This is a genomic window from Oenococcus kitaharae DSM 17330 (assembly GCF_000241055.1).
Classification (GTDB): Bacteria; Bacillota; Bacilli; order Lactobacillales; family Lactobacillaceae; genus Oenococcus; species Oenococcus kitaharae.
In genome coordinates this window covers 970,561-990,738 of sequence record NZ_CM001398.1, presented here as the reverse complement: position 1 = coordinate 990,738, position 20,178 = coordinate 970,561, and the positions used below count along the sequence as shown (strand labels likewise).

Sequence of the window (20,178 nt, the reverse complement as noted above, 5' to 3'; positions counted from 1 at the left end):
CTCGATTATTCCTCCGAAATCAGTGGTCGATTCATTAGATCGGCAACAACATCTTCTATTTTCGCATTTTCATAGAGAATTTTGTAGACAGACTGGCTAATTGGCATACTAATTTTGTTATTTTTTGACAATTGGTCTACCGCTTTAGCTGTTCGAACGCCTTCGATGACCATACCCATCTCTTTTTGAACTTGTTCTATGTTTTTGTTACCGGCCAATGCGACACCTGCGCGAAAATTGCGAGAATTGGCTGAAGTAGCAGTCACAATCAAATCACCGAGGCCGGCTAGACCATCAAAAGTGGCTGGCTGGCCGCCTAAAGCGATACCCAAACGACGCATTTCTGCTAATCCACGTGTAATCAAGGCTGCTTGCGTATTGTCAGCCATTCCTAAGCCTTGTAGTATGCCCCCAGCAATCGCAAGCACATTTTTCAGGGCCGCAGCATACTCCGAACCCGGTAAGTCAGAATTTGTATAAACACGGAAAAACGAATTGGATAATGCCTGTTGAACTTTTTGTGCATTTCCTTTATTAGCACTTGCAACAGCTACCAAAGTGATCGCATGCCGAATCACCGATTCAGCATGTGAAGGACCGGAAATAAAAAATAAATCGCTCTCATTTAACAATGGCATTTCTTCGCAAATCATCTGACTAATACGTTTATTAGAATCAACCTCAATACCTTTTATTGCATGGCCGAAAAATGCATCAGGGGCAGTCAAAGACAACAATTTCCCAACTTCACGTGCGACCTCACGAATTGCTACCGTTGGTACGACAAATAAAACAATTTCAGCGCCATTTAACGCTGCTGCTAGATCAGTGCTCGCCTGCAGCTTATCATCTAAAAGAGCATCTTTTAAATAACGGCTATTGTGATGAGAACGATTGATTTCGTCAACATCATTAGCATTATGGCCCCAAAGCATCACTTGATTGCCGTTGCCAGAGAATGTTGAAGCCAGAGCCGTGCCCCAAGATCCAGCACCAATGACGGCTATTTTAGTTGTTTTGCTGGTCATGGACTTCATTTTCCTTAATCAGCTTGCGCTGGCGTTCTTCTAATGTGGATAATGCGTCAAAACCCATCCGTTCGGTACGATACTTTAAAGCCGCCGCATCAATCACGCTGGCTGTATTACGCCCAGAAGTAACCGGCAGCTCCATTTTGGGAATTTTTATCCCAAGAATTTCAAAACTAGCACCGCCGTCACCCAAGCGATCAAAGTTTGACACTTTCTCATTAGAACGCTTTAAATCGATATTCAGCACAATCGTTGTATGGTCACGAATTGCAGCAGCACCATATGTTTGAAGAACATCGATAATACCAATACCGCGTACCTCCATCAAATTGGCGAGAACTTCAGAAGGAGCCCCCACTAGACGCTGTTCATCTTCGGCGTATATATCAACCCGGTCATCAGCAATCAAACGAGCTTTTCCTTGTTGAATCAGTTCCAAAGCAGCTTCAGTTTTCCCAATTCCAGGGTCACCCGTCAATAACACACCTATGCCGTTGATATCGATCAGCACGCCATGGACAGCTTTTCTTTCCGATAACTGAGCACCTAAATAATAAGTCATATTCGACAGTAGTCTAGACGAAGTTAAGGAGCTGGTCAAAACTGGAATTTTTGCGGCCTTAGCGGCATCAATCAATTCATCAGGGACTTGCAGATCAGTTGAGACAACAAAAGCCGGAGTCAATGGCGTTGACATTTTTTTAAAAACATACATTTTCTGCTCATGCGACATCGTCTTAGCATATTCCGTCTCATTAACACCATATAACTGCACGCGTTTTGGTTCAAAGTAATCCAAAAATCCCGTTAATTGCAAACCGGGACGCGCAATATCAGGAACCGTGATCGGTCGGTCCAAATCATCTTCTCCCCAAACCACGCGCAACGCAGTATTCTGTACCAAATCTTTAACCGTAACTGTTATTTGTTCATCCATTTTTTACCTCACTTTCTCAGTACTTGTGATCCAACTTTGTGCAAAACTAAAAATCAAACTCAGTACAAATACCCAGCCCCAACCATGAATCGTCACGCCAGAAACTAAAGCATCGTCAACGGCTAAAACAACCATATTGATAACAATACTAAAAAGGCCAAGCGTCAAAATTGTGATCGGAAAGGACACAATATGCAGCAAAGGTTTTAAAAAGGTATTCAATAAAGCAAGGACGACCGCTGCTACGATTGCAGCTGTCCAATCTTTAACTGTCAGAGCATTAGGAAACAAATAGTGAAACACAACAAAAATTAATGTATTGACAATCAGCCTATAAACAAAATGCATATTGGTACTTCTCCTTAAATAAAACTGGAAGATCCCGGATTTAATTCCACAATTTTGCCGCTTCTCTTGTAGACCAGCCACTCGGCAATATCAGTCGCATGATCAGCGGTCCGCTTAAGATAACCAACTACCACTAAGTAATCAGCGCCAGTATCAACTGTGTCAGCATCATCCTTCATGGAAGCCAAAATATCTTTTCGAATCGTTGATGATAGCTGGCCAACATGCTGCGAGTGCGTGGCAACCTTTTGAGCATCATCAATCGAATCAGAAACATAGGCATCCAGTATTTCATCGACAGTTCTTGTTGCCATCAAGCCCATCTCAGAAATTTTTCTTTCAATCGCAGGCATTCTGCGATCGCCATTCTGCCGGTGATGAATACGAATGGTCGATTGTGCAATATCGCGTGCATAATCGCCCATCCTTTCAAGAACAGAAACAGCTTTTAAGATAGTCACGACTTCACGTAAATCGGTTGTCACAGGCTGATACAACGCAATCATTTCAAAAGTCTTTTTTTCAATGGCAGACTCGCGTTCGTTAATCTCATGATCACGATTAATAATTTCATCAGCGGCCTTGGTATCATGTGCCATAAAAGCCACGACTGATTTATCAATCGTCCGTGCAACCATCTTCCCCATGCTGCGGAACTGGTCGTCCAAATCTTCCATTTCGATGTCAAAAATTCGGCTCATTCCCCATCATCTCCTTTTCTATTCATTTTATCCAAAACGGCCGCTCACATAATCCTGAGTTTCCTTTTCTTTAGGATCCAGGAAAATATCACGAGTGTTGCCTACTTCGACCAATCGCCCTTCATTTAAAAAGGCCGTTGTCTGGCTGATACGAGCAGCCTGCTGCATGTTATGCGTCACAATAATTAAACAATAATGATCGCGTAAATCCAGCAACGAGTCTTCAACCACACGGCTGGAGATTGGATCCAAAGCGCTGGTTGGCTCGTCTAGCAACAAGATATCCGGTTTGGTCGCCAACACACGTGCCACACTCACACGCTGCTGCTGACCGCCAGATAAACCAAGTGCATTGGAACCCAAACGATCTTTGACCTCATTCCAGACGCCAGCCTGCGTCAGCGCCTTTTCAACTTCCTCATCCAATTCGTGTTTCGGCATTTTTTTTCCTAATTTAAGTCCGAAAGCAACGTTCTCATAAACACTGAATGGAAAAGGCGTCGGTTGCTGAAAGACCATCCCGATACGCTTGCGTAAATCAACCAAATCGACATTATCGGCGTAAATATCCTGCCCGTGAAATAAAAACTTGCCTTCCACACGAACACCAGGCGTCAAATCATGCATACGATTTATTGCACGAAGATATGTTGATTTTCCGGACCCGGATGGTCCGATTAGAGCCGTGATACCTGTTTTCGGAAAATGAAGACTAATATCATGCAGTGCTTCTTTTTCACCGTAGAAAAGCTTGACATGTTCAGTTGTTAATAGATATTTTTCGTCTGCCATCAGCCAAAATTCCCCGAAACATAATCATCCGTCAATTTGACTTTTGGTCTCGTAAAGATTTTTCTTGTTAAATCGAATTCAATGACTTTGCCCAAATGAAAGAAAGCCGTGTAATCACCAATCCGGGCAGCCTGCTGCATATTGTGTGTGACAACGATGATCGTGTACTTTTTCTTTAATTCCATCATCGTCTCTTCAATCTGCATCGTCGATTTTGGATCCAAAGCGCTGGTTGGTTCATCCATCAATAAAATATCAGGTTTCAATGCAAGCGCACGCGCAATGACCAGCCTTTGAGCCTGCCCGCCTGACAATTCAAGCGCTGATTTCTGCAAGTCATCTTTCACTTGATCCCACAAAGCAGCTTGCTTTAAGGCCGATTCGACAATTTCGTCTAACTGTTCTTTGCTATATTTTTTCCGCTGCGTCAAAGCGAATGCAATGTTATTATAAATAGACTTTGCGAAGGGATTGGGCATCTGAAAAACCATGCCAATATGTCGACGCACTTCGTAAACATCAACATCCGGAGAATTCAGGTCTAACCCGCGATACATAATTTTACCCGTCACACGAGCAACACCATCGTTCATACGATTCAAAGAACGCAGAAAAGTAGACTTCCCTGAGCCGGATGCCCCAATTAAAGTCGTAATTTTAAAACGCTCAAAAGCGAGATTCGCATCTGTTAAGGCCTGATTATCCCCATAGAAAACTGAAACATTTTCAGTTTTCAAAGCTACTTCATGTCTCGCGGGATCAGGTTCGGAAATGTAACTATCCGGATTATCCAAGCGAATCAGTTTTTTTATATCTTTCACATAATTAATTGCAGGTGTTTTTGATTTAGCCATGATCACCTCGCCGATCCCGATGTCATTTTCTTGTACAATTTACTTCCTAGGTATCTCGCCAACAGATTAAAAATCAGAACCATGATAATCAGCACAGCAGACGCACCAGCGGAAATTCGAGCTGCATCCGGCATCGTACCTTCGGAATTAACTTTCCAAATATGTACGGCTAAAGTTTCAGCTGGCCGCATTGGATTCAAAGGGCTATTGGAATCAAAAGGATTCCAATTTAGCCAATTTAATTGTGGAGCCGATTGGCCTGCTGTAAACAGTAAAGCAGCCGCTTCACCAAAAACACGTCCAGCTGCCAAAACAATACCAGTCACGATCGAAGGAACAGCGGCCGGCAAAATCACTTTGCCAGTCGTTTCCCATTTTGAAAGGCCCAAAGCCAGGCCTGCTTCTCTTTGAAGATTTGGAATAGCAGCTAGCGAATTTTCAATGGAGCTGGTCAAAAGAGGCAGATTAAAAAAAGTGAGGGCAACCGCGCCGGATAAAACAGAAAACCCAAAATGAAACTTTAAAACAAAGAGTAAGAAGCCAAACAAGCCAACTACTACCGATGGGAGGGAACTCAAAACTTCGATTGCAGAACGAAAAATCGAAATAAACTCTGATTGCTGATTAGCAAATTCATTTAAATAAATTGCTGAACCCAAAGCAATGGGCAAAGAGATCAGCATCGACAATATCAAGAGATAAAAGGAATTAAACAGTTGATCAGAAATACCACCGCCGGCTGTAAAAGCAGATGAGTGGCTAGTCAAAAAATGCCAACTGACGTTTGGCAGCCCTCTGCCAAGAATCGACACCAGTAAAGCTGCTAGAATAACAACTACTAGAGCCGAAATAAAATAAATCGTCACGATAGCAATCTTATTTGTTGACTTCGTATTCATTATTTCGCTCCTCGAGAAATATTTGTCCTTTTTCCAATCATCCGAATAACTAGGTTAAAGATAAGAGACATGATCAATAGCAGCATCGCTAAAGTCCATAAAACATCGTTTTGCACAGAGCCGTCGGCAGTATTGCCGATTCCCTGAGTCAACACAGAAGTAAGCGTTGAAGCAGAATTCATCAAACCAGTTGGCATAATCGCCGCGTTGCCGACAACCATTTGCACAGCTAATGCCTCACCAAACGCACGAGCCATGCCAAATACAATAGCCGTCAGGATTCCGGGTGTTGCTGCCCGCAAAATGACTTTATAAATCATCTGCCAGCGTGTTGCACCGATCGCAAGTGCAGACTCCCGATAATGATTGGGAACATTTTTTAGCGCATCAACAGTCATTGATGTAATTGTCGGCAGAATCATAACAAACAGGACAATCGTGCCTGCTAAAATACCAAATCCAGAACCACCAAAAATGCTGCGTAAAAATGGCACCACTATAGTGAGGCCAATAAAGCCATACACAACCGAAGGAATACCAACCAATAATTCAACGACGGGCTGCATAATTTTTTTGCCTAGCGTTGGTTGGAGTTCAACCATAAATAAAGAAGTGGCAATTGCAAATGGTGTGGCAACAAGTGCACTGAGAAAAGTAACAAGAAAAGAACCGACAATCATCGGCAACGCGCCAAATTGCAAGTTCCCTTGTGCATCAGGTGCCGTTGGATTCCAGACAGTGCCGAAAATAAACCTGAAGGGGTTGATATGGTCTAAAGTGAAGGTCATCAAGCCCCGGCTGACAACAAAGAAGAAAATAGATAAGACAACAAGACTAATGAGAGTCAGTGCCGAAAGACTCAGACGACTCCCAAATTTGTCTTTTTTAGCTGAAATAGACTTTCTTAATAATGATTCCCTGATTGGATCCTGATTACTCTTGTTGTTTCTTCTTGGCATAGCTTATCTGTCCGAAACCTTTCCTTGCGCATTTTTATCAACCTTCATGCCAGCTAGCGGAATGTAACCGAGCTGCTGCACAATGCCCTGCTGAATTCTTTTGGATTGGAAAAATGTAATAAAACGGCGAGTCTCACCTTGTGCTTTGCCATGTGTATACATAAACTCATAACCCCAAATTCGCCATCTATTAGTTTCGACATTGCTTCTGGTCGGACTAACACCGTTGATATCCAAAGCTTGTATATTCTGAGCAGACATATAGCTGAAACTTAGGTACGAAATAGCGCCCGGAGTCGCAGAAACAATCTTTTGTACCGTGCCGTTCGAGTCTTGTTCCTGTGCTTTGGTGGCAGCTTGTCCGGCTAACACCGCTCCTTCAAAAACCGATCTCGTTCCCGAACCAGCTGAACGATTGACCACTGTAATCGTGAGATTTGGGCCCCCAAGCTGTTTCCAGTTTGTCACGCGGCCTGTAAAAATATCCTGCAACTGAGTTGATGTTAAATTCTTAAGGCCCACGCCTTTATTGACCACTGGGGCTATGCCCACCACAGCAACTTTATGGCCAACGATCTTGCTGGTATCGATTCCGTCACTATTTTCCGCGAAAATATCGGAATTGCCTATTTGCACAGAACCTGCTGCTACCTGTGTCAAGCCAGCACCGGATCCACCACCTTGAACAGTAATTTGGGTGTTGCGATTGGCTTTTTCATATTCGGCACCGGCGCGTTCTGCTAAAGGCTGCAGCGCCGTTGAGCCTACGATCAAGATATTTTTAGTCGTCGCATTAGGCGAGACAGCAGAATTACTGGTCAGGCCGCGGTGGGTCGACCCGTAATATAGTGCTAAAACAACGATTGCGATGATACCGATTCTTGTCAAAAGTTTTTTTCTAGTCATAGTTATGTAGTCCGAGGCCGGCCCCCGGATAATTGTTACTTAGTTGTTACCACACCATCTGCGTCTTTAGTCACTTTCATTTCAGAAAGCGGAATATAACCTAATTGACGAATGATGCCTTTGACACTTTTTTTATGAAAATAACTGATAAAGGCTTTTGTAGCACCCTTGGCTTTGCCCCGGGTATACATATGCTCATATCCCCAGATTGGCCACTTATTCGTGCGCACATTTTTAGCTGTTGGCGCAATTTTCTTTAATTTCAAAGCCCTAAGACCAGTCTGTCCCTTAATGTAGCCAAAAGCTAAATATGAGATAGAACCTGGTGTTGTTGAAATTATTTTTTGAACCGTACCATTAGAATCTTGTTCCTGAGCCGTTGCTGCAGTGGCATCTCCCAGCACAGCTTTTTCAAAAACAGCTCTCGTACCAGAACCAGCTGCTCGGTTAATCAGGACAATCTTCTCGTCTTTTCCACCAACCTGATTCCAATTTGTAACTTTTCCTGTAAAAATATCTTTTAATTGACTCTTCGTCAGACTTCGAACACTTACATCTGAGTTAACCACTGGTGCAATTCCAACAACTGCGACTTTGTGGTCAACTAAAACACTGGCATCAATACCATCCTTTTCTTCAGCAAAAACATCAGAATTACCTACTTGGACCGAACCAGCTTGAACTTGTGTCAAGCCAGCACCGGATCCACCACCTTGCACGGTAACCTGTACTGCAGGATGTGCACTTGAAAAGCGCTCGCCGATCTGCTCGGCAAGGGGTTGAAGCGCTGTTGAACCAACAGCTAAGACCTTTCCAGTCAACTTTGACTTAGAAGCTGCGAAGGCGCTTGTACCATGATTAACGCTCGTCAATGACGCACCGCTAATAGCAACCAACGCAAGTAAACTCAATAACCATTTCCTCATAATTATGAAACTCCTTGTGTCTTATTAATATTCAGTTTTCATGTGCGGGAACGAATGCCTCCGCACATAAAAGATACCACAAAATAGGGTCTCATATGTTTCAGAGATGCAAACTAGTCAGGATTTTTTTCGGCTAATTGCCATTGCAAATAGGCGTTTATGAACGGATCTAAATTCCCATCCATGACGCCGTCAGTATCACCTGTTTCATAACCTGATCGTAAATCCTTAACCATGCGGTAAGGTTGAAAAACGTACGAACGGATTTGTGATCCCCAAGCGACCTCTAACTTCGTGCCAGAAATTTTCGCATGTTCTTCAGCACGTTTCTGTTCCTCTATCTCGTAGAGTTTGGCTTTCAGCATTTTCATTGCAATATCACGGTTGCCATATTGTGTACGCTCTACTTGAGAAGCGACCACAATACCGGTTGGCAGATGAGTGAGTCGTACGGCAGTGGAAACTTTATTGACGTTCTGCCCACCGGCTCCGCCTGAACGGTAAACGTCCATTTTAATGTCCTGGGGACGAATTTCAATTTCAATCTCGTCGTCATCTAATTCTGGCATCACATCAATTGACACAAAAGAAGTGTGGCGGCGACCAGCTGAATCAAAAGGGCTGATTCTCACAAAGCGATGAACCCCTTTTTCGCTACGCAAAAAGCCATAAGCGTTATGGCCGATGATACGTAAAGTTGCCGAAGCGAGACCGGCTACATCACCAGACTGGTAATCAGTTACTTCTACTTTAAAATCATGTGATTGTGCCCAACGCGTATACATGCGATAGAGATTGCCGGCCCAGTCTGCAGATTCAGTACCGCCTTCGCCGGGATGAATTTCCAAAATCGCATTATTGGCATCATACTTACCGGTTAGCAACTGTTGAAGATTATATGCCTGCAGATCCTTTTCCGTTTTTTCAATACCACTCTCCAACTCAGCGTGCATTTCCGGGTCATCCTCTTCGGACAGCAATTCAATCAGTGCTGTTAAATCCTGGACTTGCTTGTCCAAATTAAGAAAGGAATCACGTCGATCTTTGAGAACGTTTGTCTCATCTATGACTTTTTGAGCCGCTTCATTATCGTCCCAAAAATTCGGCTGGCTCATTTTATCTTCATTCTCTGCAATGGATGCATCTAAGGCATCAAGGTCAAAGAGACCCCCTAAAACCGTCAATCCGGCTTTGCATATTCCCAATACTCTTTTTTGCTTCTGCTAATTCCATTATTTCTCCTTATACAAGCGTCTAGCTTCTCCTTGTTACCAACGGTATAGCCATATTTTAACTTTAACAATCATTGAAGGCGATGCCAATAGAATACATGCTTTCCTCGGGATAATTGCAGAATTTAATGGTGATTCATTTTGAAATCCCGTTTTAAATTTTTAGCTGTCCAATAAAGTGCCAGCAAAGCAGCAATCACGTAAATCGCTGACAAAGTCACGCTATGCCCATGCATATAAGCTCTCACGAAAGTCACAGTTCCCATGATCAGCATATAGAAAAAAGCTACGGCACAAACAGAATCGGCCGCAATATAGAGTTGACGTCTCGTTTTGGGATTTTTCATCATGCCTTCTTTCTTTTATTTATAAGCGTTTTGATTCAAGCAATCAAGAGACGCTGCCACCTAAGTGAATAAACAAGGAATACGATCAATAAAGCAAGCGTTACATTGATAAATTAGCGCCCAAAGAGTAAGCAACAAATCGAAACTGGCCTATATCGCTTATCGCGTGTGGCTTTCTTTTTCATTTAAATGTGTTTGATGATAATCTATTTTGAAATTCAAATATTTCATTGTCTCCATCAAATCAGATATCTTCTGATTCAGATCCCGCTTGGCTTTGAAAAGAATTTGTAGATGCTGTTCATCCTGATCGGGAGTCACAAAAATATGTTGAATTTGTTTAATTGTTAAACCGGCTCGCCGATAGTGCACAATCGCATCTACACGCGCTAGATTATCAGCATCAAATAAACGGATGCCGTTCTCATCTCTAGGGACATTTAATAAACCGATTTTTTCATAATATCGTAGAGCATAAATACTAAGCCCGAATTCTGCTGATACGTCTCCAATATATCTATTTTTTTCAACTTTACTAGTCATGATCTCTTTTTTTCTCTTGCACTAGACCAACTCTAGCATGCTAGCATCAATTTGTCATTTGGAAAATGATAATAAATTTTAGAAATCAAAATCTTAAGAGGCACTGGCTATGAACGATACTCAAGAAATAGAAAATTTAATTGATGATTACGCAACTTTTGCCGACACCAGACAGGCTGATTCCCAGTTGGCTTTATTTACTGATGATGCAAAAACAGCTGTTTATTTCCCTGGAAAACCGAATGACCCGCAAATTATTTCAGGATCCCAAGCTTTACTAGATGGTTTTTCGGGACTAAACCAATACGAAAAACCTTCCATTTTATCGGCCAAAAGAAAATCACAATCAAAAACGAAAATGAGGCCAAGGCTTACGTTTACACAATTGCGCATCATATTAAAAACGAGGGAAAAGACGCAAAGAGTCTAATGGTCATGTATATCCGATATGAGGACACCTTGATAAAAAAAGATAATCGCTGGCTGTTTAAAGAACGTGATTTACACATTGATTTTATTGAAAATAGAAGTTTAAAGTAACTTGCTAAGAGAAATGAAAAAGAAAGAAGCAATTCATGAAAGTTGGAATTATTGCTGCAAGCGGCAAGTCTGGTAGTCTCATCACCGACAAATGTTTACAAGCAGGTATGGATGTCACGGCTTTTGTTCGGCACCCTAAGAAATTAGTAAAAAATGTGCCCTATCAGAAGCGGGATATTTTCGATATTTCAAAAAAGGATGTATCCGATTTAGATATCCTCATCAATGCAATCGGTTTTCCCATAGGTGATGAGAAAAAGCATATTGACGTAGCTCAGCATCTGGTCTCGATATTAAATGGATCTCAGACTAGATTATTAGTAGTGGGCTCTGCTGGCCATTTATATACGGACGACTCGAGGACCGGCAAAATCTACGATAATTTAGGATTTATGAGGACACCTTCAATTAATTTTGAAAAAGCCTATCGATATCTCAAAGAAAATGCCCAATTCCCATGGACCTTTTTTGCTCCAGCTGTCAATTTTGAGTATTCCCGTCCAGAAACGGATGACTATTCACTCGGAACCGATGTTGTGCTAACAAACCAAAATAGCGAATCAATTATCGGCTATCAGGATTATACAACTGCACTAGTTAACGAAATTAAATCACCTAAATTTATCAATAGCATGATGACAATATCCGAAAACTAGATACTGGCAAAGACGATCTACCTGGGGCACTGGGATCACAAGGCAGATCGTTTTTGTATATCCTCAAAGGAGCCAATTTTAAATTTAACTATCAGATTCCAGATATATCACATTGAAATCTCATAACTCGAGTTGATGCTGATTACGGTCAGATCAACATAAAACGTTGAGCCAACAAAAAAGACAGAGGTTGAACCGTGTGTAATGAAGGTTGCCATAGTACTAAGCAAATTTATATATGACCGACTTCAACAGTTGCAAAAACAAGGCAAAGTAGTAAACGGAACTTTGAATGCAATCAGTAAAAATAAAAGCGCTCAACCGTACGGATAAAGTGCCTTGTCAACATATCAATATGGATGGAGAGAGATTCGAACTCTAAACGCTCTATCCTTTGTCCTGCAAGGCTTTAGAAATTTAATTATTTTCTTGGGTACTTATTTGGGTACTTTGATTAACAAAATTAGCAAAAATCTTCGCTGTTTCTGTTTTCTGCTTATTGGTTACTTCGGCGTATATCTGCAAAGTGGTATGAACATCATTATGGCCAAGCTGATATTGTAATTGCTTGATATCCATACCTGACTGGACAGCCAAAGTCGCATACGTATGGCGAAAACCATGAATGATAATCGGCGGTAAATCAGCCGCTTTGGCAATCGCCCTCGCCCACGCCCTGGGACGGCTCAAACTGATAAATGAATTGACCTCGCTGTTAAAAACGTAGCTGCATGGGGATGAGTCATAGCCTAGAGCTTTATACAGATCATGCTGCCTGAGTTTCCATTCAGCAAGCGCAGAGACAGTATCATCATCCAAAGTCATTAAGCGGTTGCTGGCTTTAGTCTTTGGTTCTTCCGAGATGATCTCGCCACTATCGACCGTGACAACGGTTTTACTGATAGATAAGGTTTTGTTAGCCAAGTCCACATCATCCCAGTTCAAAGCTAAGGCCTCGCCCTTTCTCATCCCTGTAAAGGCTAATAGTCTGAAGAATAAGTATCGGCTATAATGGTCTTTGTTATAAAGCTGATAAGCACTGTTTAGAAACCGTCTGAGTTGTTCGACATCATAGAACTTCACAGAGGCGCTAGATGGTGCTTTTTTAGCTTTTGGTTTATCTACATTAGCGAAGGGATTAGTTTTAACATAACCGTACTGAACGGCCTTTTTATAGACCTGATTCACGATATCTAAAGAGTCGGTATAACCAACTAATTTACTGGCAAGCTGATTAACAAACTTTTGCGCTTTGATCGGCGTGAGTTCATCTAAATACATCCCTTTAAAATAAGGCTGAATGTGCAGTTTATAGCGCTCTTCAATCTTCTTGTAAGTGGATGGCTTGACCTCTTTAGCCTTCATGGCCAACCACTCTGTAGCAAGCTCATTGAACTTAATTCTCTTAACTTGCTGACTTTCTAATTGGCCGTTAGCTTCGGCGACTTTGTAAGCCCGATAGGCGTTGACAGCCTCTTTTCGGCTGCTAAAGCCCCTTTTTGTCGTGGGTTTACCATTTAAAACGATTCTAAAATAATATGATTTAACGCCATTTTTAAGCGTTCTATTTTTGATTTTCATTGTTTTTTATTTCAATGACAATCACGGATATGATCATTGACGGGAGTTTTAACGGCTTGTCTTTGCCTGACGGATTTATTTGATTTTCTTTTTTTAATTGATGTGTAAGCCAATTCGTTCTTTGTTAAAATCTTCCAGTTGCGAGAGAAAAGCTTGTGTTGCTTTGTTGATTTTTTGCTGCAAGGCATCTGCTTTCGAGTCGTCGCTGTGATCATCTAAGTAGTCGCGTTGGGTAAGATCATAAAGGGGTGAATGTTGAGCAGTGTTTCTATATAATTGACTGAGTTCATTTTGAATGTGGCTATTAGCGGCCATTATGAGTTCCCCAATATAAGCGAGTAAGTGCTCATTAATCAGGCTACCTAAGCTACTGGATAAGGTTTTAAAGCTGTAAAAGGTTTGTGCCACTAAGTAATGATCAAAGTCATCACTGAAACGAGGCTTATTGAGAATGTGCTCTTTAAAAAAATTAGTTAGTTCTTCTTCTGACAGCGATTGGTTGGTTTCTGGGTCTGTTTCGTATTCTGAGACGGTGGCTTTCATATATGAAAAATCCTGAGAAAACAGATCGTCAAATTTCATCGCTAAAAGTCGAATATCTTTTGGTTTGAACTTTTGGTCTAAAAGCCAGTAGGACGATGATTTCTCTCGTTGGATAGTAAAGAATTCGTGTTCAATGGCACGATGCAGATCTTGGAAAAATCGCTGGAGATAGCTAGAAAGCGGATCAGGATAGAGCATAGCAAAATAGGTAAGGTGATCACCTTGTTTAGTATAAAAATCCCGAAGTGCTTTTAACTCTAAATTAGAGGGCAAGGTCTTACCGACCCGCCAATTACTAATTTTAGAGATACCATTCTGGTAGCTGTCTGATGGGCTAGTACCTTCGTAGAGACCTAATACCGGAGCTAAGAGATCTTTGATTTCTTGGCCGTGTTTGGCCATTAGGCCCTTGAGCAGCTGGCTAAAATACTTGCGGTTGCCTTTAACTCGTTTGAAAGAGTCATTACTCTCATTTAATTGTAGAGGAGACTTTGTTGTCATAATCGTATTTAAGTTAATTCGTAATTAAGTATAACTACAAATAATTTTTAATACGATTAGTATAGTACAAAAAAACCAACTTGACAAAATAAAAAAAATATGATAGCATTAAAAATATCTTAGCTATTGCTATTTTACCACGTATTTAGTCATATGGCAACATATTTCTAATTGATTTAAATACAGAAGAAAGAAGATGAAAGTTTTGCAGAATAAAGATTATTGAATCTAGTCAACAAAAAAACAACTCACGATCGTTTAAAGAGAAGACAGAATAACTCAAAAATATCAAGGCTATATTATTGTAGAAAATTCTCAATGTAAGTTTTTCCTTAGATAGCAGTGAATGCAACGTTGCTTGGGTCAAAGACATGATTTGTCTGGATAGGATTTGTTTGAGTGATTTTCCTTGTCATTATATTTTTTTGCTTTCATAATCGTAAAAAATATATATACATAATCTCTATTTTTACGATTATGAATAGCAAAGCAAGGCAGTTGGCTCAATTCTAGTTCAAAGCGGCCCATTTACAATTTAAATATTTTCTTGAAATTACCAAGGGTAGCACTGGCCTATATGTATAACGATATTAATCAAGAGAGGGAACGCAATGACACACGGATATGATCATTAAAATCACTTTCTAAAATCTTAATAAGATGAAATTCAGACAATAATTTCAGTAGACCGATAAGTTTATCTAACTCTTAATTCAAGAAAAAACCAAACAAAAAATTAAAATATGGAGGTCAGAAATGGCAGTACAAACACAATCACTCAATCAGTTAATTAAAAGCAACAAATTAAACTATTTTCAAGTCGCACATCAAGCAGGTATCAATCGGGCTACCTTATGGGGCTGGCTCAAGTTTGAAGACGATATGACAGCGGATCAGAGAAACAAAGTTCTCACTGCGATTCAGGAGCTAGGCAATGGACAATGAAAGTAAATTCTGGCCTGTGACATTCAGACGTAAAGATATACCGAAATTATTCGGCTTTAACGTTCGAGCGTTCGATACGTTGGTTAATCAGGGTAAGCTACACCCGATTGTCTTCGGCAGCTTAAAGCTGTATAAGACTAGCGACATGCTGGCGTATCTGGATAAAAAACAAATCAAATAAGAAATCAGGATAAACAATCATGACAAATAAAGATATAAAAAAATCTGCTAACGCTTCAGCTTTGCACGGCACTGGCGCTAACAGATCGAAGAAACAGCTAGACAAAAAGAGTCTAACTACCTTTAATAATAACGAAAACATCAGCGAAAAGCAGGCTGCCAAGTTCCAACAGCTTGAATTAGCCGGTATGCCGGAAATCAAGACACACGGTTATTTTGATAATTTCAAGATTCCCACTTATCTCAAGGCAGTGGCTAATAGTATTCCTTTAGGTTTAGCTAATGCCCGCACAGTGGACACACTGGCTAAACCGCTGCACCTACAACCTCGTACATTCTCGGCTTATACGCACATTCTGACAGCTAAGTATCATCTACCCTTAGCCACCATCACAGTCGGAGATAACAAAGGCAACTATATCCTGATTGATGATAACGAGTTGGCTGCGTTTGTTGCCCAAGCGCAAGCACGAATAGATCACAGTAATGAACGTATGCACGGCGTGATCGCTGGCTACAATCTCTATCAAAAAGCCATTCAAGCCCTGGCAAACAGCCAACGGAGGGCAAGCTAATGCTGTATCTACAGACTGGGATAGTCACTAATCGTCTGCGGACTAGGCACACAGTCAACGACTGGCAGGAGTTATTGGCTATAGTGGGTTCAAAAGTCCCCGAGATTGACAGTGCTGTGAAAGCTAAAAGCTATAAACGGGACAAAGCCACCTTTGTAATTGCTGGGACAATGACAAAAACCATTCGGCAGAATGCTAACTTAATCAACCGGTCAATTTTGTTCTTTGATATCGACAGCACTAATGGGGATGACTACCCGACTGCTGTAGCCAAGATTCAAACAGCTTTGAAAGCAATGGCTTATCTAATTTACCCGACTATTTCAAACGGCTATAAAGGCACACGGCTGAGAGTAGCCGTTCCCATAGATCAGCCCTTCAATGCCCAACAACGGGCACAGCTTGGCACTTATCTGGCTGACTTATTGCCTGAGGACTGGGAAACAGACTTGACCAGTTATCGCTCTAATTGGTCACAATTAGCCGGCTTGCCTATCTTAAACGCCTATTCATTAGCGCATGATTATCAGTCGATTAGCCATACAGCACCCTTTTTAAGCCTTCATCAAGTCTTATCACAGACAAAGATTCTTTCAATCAAGGCACACACTTCATCCCCTGACAGGCAGACAGTCCCGCTTGATCGTCAGCCTTGGCAGGATATGGCTAACCGAACTTTGACTAGTCTGATTAACCCGCCCAGTATCAACCGTCATCTTTATTTCAGTTCCCTAGTTGGTTCGCTCTTGTTTATGAAATTAGATCAGCCTGTGATTGAAACGCTGCTAAGCTGGTCAAACGCTCACTCGGATAAACCGCTAGCCGAAAACGAGTTGTTGCGCACGATTCAATCCGTGAGTAGAACAGCAGAAAGTAAGCAACAGGCCAATGGCGAATAGTCGCAAGATTAGATTGGATCAATTAGGCGATCGCTATTATGTTGGACTAAAAGGTCAACCACAAGCTCAAGCAACCTATACTCCCTTTTTTCTCAATACCGATGATCTCGGTATCATTAAGAGTCCACGCAGTGTAGTGACTTCTCTTGGCTATCCAGAAAGCGTGATAGACAGTTTACTCCAGGTTGGCTTTATTGGAGAAGCGGACTTTCAAGAAAACCAATACTATTACTTTAGGGATTGGGATCAAAGCTTTCAGTACTTCCAGCTATCCGCTTTAGCCAATACAGCCATGCTGGTTAACCTCTTCATTAGTGCCAATGGCCAAGTCGTTTTCAAAGATCACGCTGATAATGCCAATCATGACTTTGTTAAACACCACAAACTGCTGATAGAACGTATTTACAAGAAGTCAGCTGACTTCAACGCTCTAGCTGTTTGGGCAACTGACAATAGTCAATTAATAAGTCAGCCCATGCAAGCCAGATTAAGACTCATTTATCAGGCTTCTGTAGATAAAAAGGCAGCATCACAACATCTAAACTAGTAAAAAGTCGTCTCAAGTGAGGCGGCTTTTTAAACTTTTGCCAATAGCATTTTTTGAAAAACTTTGTGAAGCGCCGAAAGCTTGATACAATCGCATCAAACCGCAATCGTCACAAAAAATATACGCGTTGTAGTAGTAGTTATAGCTTTAGTAATAGTTGTTATTAACTCAAGGCAAGAAGCCAGCCAGTTTAGAAGCTTGAAAGATTATTCCTTTATGGCAACGCAACCCAACACATGTATCCATCAAATTACCGTTTAGTCCCAAAGTAGTCTGACTTGTTTTCGCTCCAAATAAACCAGTCTAATTTTCTTTTGGCATGAGGATCGTCAATTTGGTTAGCCTCTAAAATACCTGTAATCAGCTGAACCCAGCCGCTATAATCTCGTTTCTTTCTATATTGATCTTCAGCTGAATTAACTGATTTAATTCGCGGATTATTCGTATATTTGTAAATGTCTTTAGAGACTGACCGATCGTAAATAGCAAAATCATCTCTGTCATAAATCAAATAATTATGCAGCGTTGCGTATTTAGAGAAGAATGAAAATAAATTGGAAGAAGGTTTCTGCAGCAAGTCGTCGACAACGCTCGTATCACCAGCTTCAATCCGTTCATCAAAGTGAAGTTCTGGATCTGAAATAATCCTAGCTAAATGCGTAGCTGACATTCGCTGCATCCTTAAATTGGTTGAATAAAAAGTATCGATCAGACCAATTTTTGCTGCTACAGCCGGTATGTCATCAGGCGTATTTAACGGAAATTGCTGAAAAAATTTCTGCAGGGCTATTTCATCACCACCATACTTCTCGTCATCATCAATTACTTCAACAGCCTTATTTAATTGTTCGATTGTAATTTTAATCATCCGTAGGCTTAGTTAATCGTAATGAAAGGTATACAAGATTATTTGTCACACCAAAAGGTTTTAGATCCAGGTCACGTTAACAACATTCGCCAACGCAATCTGCCTATTTTTGACTTGTTGATCATCCCATCCAGTGGTCTGAATTATCTTACATATTTCTTGATTAGCCTTTAGACTAGATTTTGAAAGGATGCTATACATACCGTCATTTTGATTTCCTCGACTTGATCTCAAACCTTTCTCAACGATAGTCCAATTACCAATACGAGTCCTATAATCATCCGAAACATTTTTTTCATCAATCTGGGCTAACTCAAAAAAGTCTTGAGCAAAAACATCGTTATACAAGGTACTTTGATCCTGATTTTCAAAATCGTGAAAAGATGTTTGATATAGCTCAGCAAGAATGTAGGCCAATGACCATTTTTTAGAGCCTCTTAGTCCTCCCTCTTTTTTCAGAACCATAAAGTTTGTCTTAGCGTCTTCGTCAGATGGCAGCAAATTGTTTCTTAATTCTTGAACTATTTCATCGACAGATAGGTTATTTGATTTCCATATTTTGATTGCTAGATTAGCAAAACCTGTCTCTAAGATGTTGGTCCCTTTTTCCATAATGGCTCGATGCCGCATGAACACACTAATAATTTTGTTGACCACAATCAACATATCGGATTCCGAATAATGGCTATGATACATAGACAAGATTATCGGATAATAGAGCTTAACTCCCATGCGATTCAAAATATCAAGTCTCCAATAAAGCTCCCTTTTTTTGAAGAAATTAATATTGAATTTGCCATCTGTTGGATTTTCTAGCACATCATAAACATTTGACAGAGAACTCAGATCATTTAGAAATCTCTTGCAGTCATTTGAGAGCGTAATGTATTTGCTAATAGAACGGTAAAGCTGGCGCTCAGAGACTAAACTATTTTTTGATGCCCAGTAAGTCCGAATAAATCTCGTAATCCGATCACCATCATTTGAAAGCTTTTTTGCAATCGCATTCCAGACCTTGCTAGATAGTTCCATATTACCTTGATCCATCTGCGAAAGAAGATGATTTTTAATAATGTCCGACGCTTTGAGGTCTTTTCCTCTGCTGTTCAGTGTTTCAAAAATAGTGAAAGCATCTTTTCTGCTAGGTGCGGTAATCATGACAACATAAAAATTGCTGACAAAAGTTTCATAAATTGTTTGCAGTAATTCTATTCTTGCGTCTAATGTACTGTCCTCATTTAATTTGTTTGTAATTTTTTGAAAGAAGAAATCATAAGCATTATCCATCATCTTAATGGGAGAACTCTTTTTGGTTAATGATAAAGCCCTTCTACTGTGAATTAGACCATAAAAAAAGTCATTGATCCCATTCTCTAATGCTTCATTTTGTTGGAGCACCAGAGAAGGTGCATCACCATGCTTAGTGCCTCTGAGAGATTTATCAACATCTCTTTTTATGTCCCTTAAAGCATCGCCAGCTTCGATATTCAGATTCTTTCCAACGAAATTTTTCTTATACATGTTATCTGCTATATCTCTAATAACAGCCATTAAAATGCAACTGGTTGTTAATCTTTGCTGTCCGTCAATCACTTCTTGACTGAATTCACCTTGACTATCATTTTTAAATGTCACTATTTGTCCAAAAAAATGGTTGTCTTGGCGATCCTGAACAACCTCGAAAAGATCCGACCAGAGGTCAAGCAATTGGTTATCTTCCCATGCATAGTCTCTTTGATATCTGGGAATAATAAAATTGTTGTGCTCAAATAACTCTCCAAGAACAGATTGAGATGGTTGTGGAATACTAGCAAAATTCTTCATTAGTTTCTTCTTTCAAAAAATTCAGATTAATTTTATGTCTTCGC

Annotated in this window: 25 protein-coding genes; 8 read left to right on the top strand and 17 right to left on the bottom strand. The window is 40.7% G+C overall.

Annotated elements, in window-relative coordinates; all coding sequences use genetic code 11:
- Positions 1 to 5 precede the first annotated feature (5 nt).
- The 13 genes from OKIT_RS04905 to OKIT_RS04845 all read right to left on the bottom strand — a co-directional run bounded on the left by OKIT_RS04905 (position 6) and on the right by OKIT_RS04845 (position 10,475).
- The gene (locus OKIT_RS04905) at positions 6 to 1,028 is read right to left on the bottom strand and encodes an NAD(P)H-dependent glycerol-3-phosphate dehydrogenase (RefSeq protein ID WP_007745815.1); all 1,023 of its coding nucleotides are present in this window, start codon (positions 1,026 to 1,028) and stop codon (positions 6 to 8) included.
- Complete coding sequence (hprK, locus tag OKIT_RS04900; RefSeq protein ID WP_007745813.1) at positions 1,009 to 1,968, bottom strand: HPr(Ser) kinase/phosphatase; 960 nt, start codon at positions 1,966 to 1,968, stop codon at positions 1,009 to 1,011. The genes OKIT_RS04905 and hprK overlap by 20 nt, the downstream gene beginning before the upstream one ends.
- Before the next feature lie 3 nt (positions 1,969 to 1,971).
- Positions 1,972 to 2,316 (bottom strand): phage holin family protein, encoded by a 345-nt coding sequence (locus OKIT_RS04895; protein WP_007745811.1) that lies wholly within the window; start codon positions 2,314 to 2,316, stop codon positions 1,972 to 1,974.
- 14 nt (positions 2,317 to 2,330) lie between these two features.
- Entirely contained in the window at positions 2,331 to 3,017 is a 687-nt protein-coding gene (gene phoU, locus OKIT_RS04890; protein ID WP_007745810.1) for a phosphate signaling complex protein PhoU, read from the bottom strand.
- Positions 3,018 to 3,044: 27 nt separating this feature from the next.
- Positions 3,045 to 3,809 (bottom strand): phosphate ABC transporter ATP-binding protein PstB, encoded by a 765-nt coding sequence (gene pstB, locus OKIT_RS04885; protein ID WP_007745809.1) that lies wholly within the window; start codon positions 3,807 to 3,809, stop codon positions 3,045 to 3,047.
- Positions 3,809 to 4,663, bottom strand: coding sequence for a phosphate ABC transporter ATP-binding protein PstB (gene pstB, locus OKIT_RS04880; protein ID WP_007745808.1), 855 nt, complete (start codon positions 4,661 to 4,663; stop codon positions 3,809 to 3,811). The genes pstB (OKIT_RS04885) and pstB (OKIT_RS04880) overlap by 1 nt, the downstream gene beginning before the upstream one ends.
- A gap of 2 nt (positions 4,664 to 4,665) precedes the next feature.
- Positions 4,666 to 5,562: a phosphate ABC transporter permease PstA gene (gene pstA, locus OKIT_RS04875; RefSeq protein WP_007745807.1), complete on the bottom strand. Its 897-nt coding sequence runs from the start codon at positions 5,560 to 5,562 to the stop codon at positions 4,666 to 4,668.
- Positions 5,562 to 6,521 carry a phosphate ABC transporter permease subunit PstC gene (gene pstC / locus OKIT_RS04870; RefSeq protein WP_007745806.1) on the bottom strand — a complete coding sequence of 320 codons (960 nt, stop codon included), beginning with the start codon at positions 6,519 to 6,521 and terminating at the stop codon, positions 5,562 to 5,564. The genes pstA and pstC overlap by 1 nt, the downstream gene beginning before the upstream one ends.
- A gap of 3 nt (positions 6,522 to 6,524) precedes the next feature.
- Entirely contained in the window at positions 6,525 to 7,427 is a 903-nt protein-coding gene (locus OKIT_RS04865; RefSeq protein ID WP_007745805.1) for a phosphate ABC transporter substrate-binding protein, read from the bottom strand.
- Positions 7,428 to 7,462: 35 nt separating this feature from the next.
- Positions 7,463 to 8,353 (bottom strand): phosphate ABC transporter substrate-binding protein, encoded by an 891-nt coding sequence (locus tag OKIT_RS04860; RefSeq protein WP_007745804.1) that lies wholly within the window; start codon positions 8,351 to 8,353, stop codon positions 7,463 to 7,465.
- Positions 8,354 to 8,466: 113 nt separating this feature from the next.
- Positions 8,467 to 9,586, bottom strand: a protein-coding gene (prfB, locus tag OKIT_RS04855; RefSeq protein ID WP_148126086.1) for a peptide chain release factor 2 whose coding sequence is annotated in 2 segments (ribosomal slippage) — positions 8,467 to 9,513 and positions 9,515 to 9,586 — 1,119 coding nt in all. Because the reading frame shifts where the segments join, the coding sequence is not laid out codon by codon here.
- Positions 9,587 to 9,710: 124 nt separating this feature from the next.
- On the bottom strand, positions 9,711 to 9,932 hold the full coding sequence (locus OKIT_RS04850; protein WP_007745798.1) for a hypothetical protein: 222 nt from the start codon (positions 9,930 to 9,932) through the stop codon (positions 9,711 to 9,713).
- A gap of 159 nt (positions 9,933 to 10,091) precedes the next feature.
- Entirely contained in the window at positions 10,092 to 10,475 is a 384-nt protein-coding gene (locus tag OKIT_RS04845; protein WP_007745797.1) for a MerR family transcriptional regulator, read from the bottom strand.
- A 109-nt stretch (positions 10,476 to 10,584) separates the two neighbouring features.
- Here OKIT_RS04845 and OKIT_RS04840 point away from each other — a divergent pair, with 109 nt between their 5' ends.
- Genes OKIT_RS04840 through OKIT_RS04835 form a run of 3 tightly spaced genes read left to right on the top strand, consistent with a single transcriptional unit; the run spans position 10,585 to position 11,671 of the window.
- The gene (locus OKIT_RS04840; RefSeq protein ID WP_007745796.1) at positions 10,585 to 10,905 is read left to right on the top strand and encodes a nuclear transport factor 2 family protein; all 321 of its coding nucleotides are present in this window, start codon (positions 10,585 to 10,587) and stop codon (positions 10,903 to 10,905) included.
- Entirely contained in the window at positions 10,815 to 11,015 is a 201-nt protein-coding gene (locus OKIT_RS09810) for a nuclear transport factor 2 family protein (RefSeq protein ID WP_341348851.1), read from the top strand. Before OKIT_RS04840 ends, OKIT_RS09810 begins: the two co-directional genes overlap by 91 nt.
- A 35-nt stretch (positions 11,016 to 11,050) precedes the next feature.
- The gene (locus OKIT_RS04835) at positions 11,051 to 11,671 is read left to right on the top strand and encodes an NAD(P)-dependent oxidoreductase (RefSeq protein ID WP_007745794.1); all 621 of its coding nucleotides are present in this window, start codon (positions 11,051 to 11,053) and stop codon (positions 11,669 to 11,671) included.
- A gap of 417 nt (positions 11,672 to 12,088) precedes the next feature.
- On the opposite strand, the gene OKIT_RS04830 is transcribed toward OKIT_RS04835, so the two are convergent.
- The gene (locus OKIT_RS04830; protein ID WP_007745792.1) at positions 12,089 to 13,252 is read right to left on the bottom strand and encodes a tyrosine-type recombinase/integrase; all 1,164 of its coding nucleotides are present in this window, start codon (positions 13,250 to 13,252) and stop codon (positions 12,089 to 12,091) included.
- A gap of 93 nt (positions 13,253 to 13,345) precedes the next feature.
- Entirely contained in the window at positions 13,346 to 14,296 is a 951-nt protein-coding gene (locus tag OKIT_RS04825; protein ID WP_007745790.1) for a hypothetical protein, read from the bottom strand.
- Positions 14,297 to 15,052: 756 nt separating this feature from the next.
- Between OKIT_RS04825 and OKIT_RS04820 the strand changes: the two genes are divergently transcribed.
- From OKIT_RS04820 to OKIT_RS04800, 5 genes are read left to right on the top strand one after another with little or no spacing between them, the layout of a single operon-like run.
- Positions 15,053 to 15,241 carry a hypothetical protein gene (locus OKIT_RS04820; protein ID WP_007744872.1) on the top strand — a complete coding sequence of 63 codons (189 nt, stop codon included), beginning with the start codon at positions 15,053 to 15,055 and terminating at the stop codon, positions 15,239 to 15,241.
- Positions 15,231 to 15,422 (top strand): hypothetical protein, encoded by a 192-nt coding sequence (locus OKIT_RS04815; protein ID WP_007744870.1) that lies wholly within the window; start codon positions 15,231 to 15,233, stop codon positions 15,420 to 15,422. The genes OKIT_RS04820 and OKIT_RS04815 overlap by 11 nt, the downstream gene beginning before the upstream one ends.
- Before the next feature lie 19 nt (positions 15,423 to 15,441).
- Positions 15,442 to 15,996: a hypothetical protein gene (locus tag OKIT_RS04810; protein ID WP_007744868.1), complete on the top strand. Its 555-nt coding sequence runs from the start codon at positions 15,442 to 15,444 to the stop codon at positions 15,994 to 15,996.
- Positions 15,996 to 16,895 (top strand): hypothetical protein, encoded by a 900-nt coding sequence (locus OKIT_RS04805; RefSeq protein WP_007745789.1) that lies wholly within the window; start codon positions 15,996 to 15,998, stop codon positions 16,893 to 16,895. Before OKIT_RS04810 ends, OKIT_RS04805 begins: the two co-directional genes overlap by 1 nt.
- Positions 16,885 to 17,442 (top strand): hypothetical protein, encoded by a 558-nt coding sequence (locus tag OKIT_RS04800; RefSeq protein ID WP_007745788.1) that lies wholly within the window; start codon positions 16,885 to 16,887, stop codon positions 17,440 to 17,442. Before OKIT_RS04805 ends, OKIT_RS04800 begins: the two co-directional genes overlap by 11 nt.
- A 250-nt stretch (positions 17,443 to 17,692) precedes the next feature.
- Here OKIT_RS04800 and OKIT_RS04795 read toward each other — a convergent pair whose 3' ends face one another.
- Both OKIT_RS04795 and OKIT_RS04790 read right to left on the bottom strand, forming a co-directional pair.
- Positions 17,693 to 18,310, bottom strand: coding sequence for an HI_0787 family protein (locus OKIT_RS04795; protein ID WP_007745787.1), 618 nt, complete (start codon positions 18,308 to 18,310; stop codon positions 17,693 to 17,695).
- Between the two features lie 60 nt (positions 18,311 to 18,370).
- Entirely contained in the window at positions 18,371 to 20,134 is a 1,764-nt protein-coding gene (locus OKIT_RS04790) for a DUF262 domain-containing protein (RefSeq protein WP_007745786.1), read from the bottom strand.
- Positions 20,135 to 20,178: the final 44 nt, after the last annotated feature.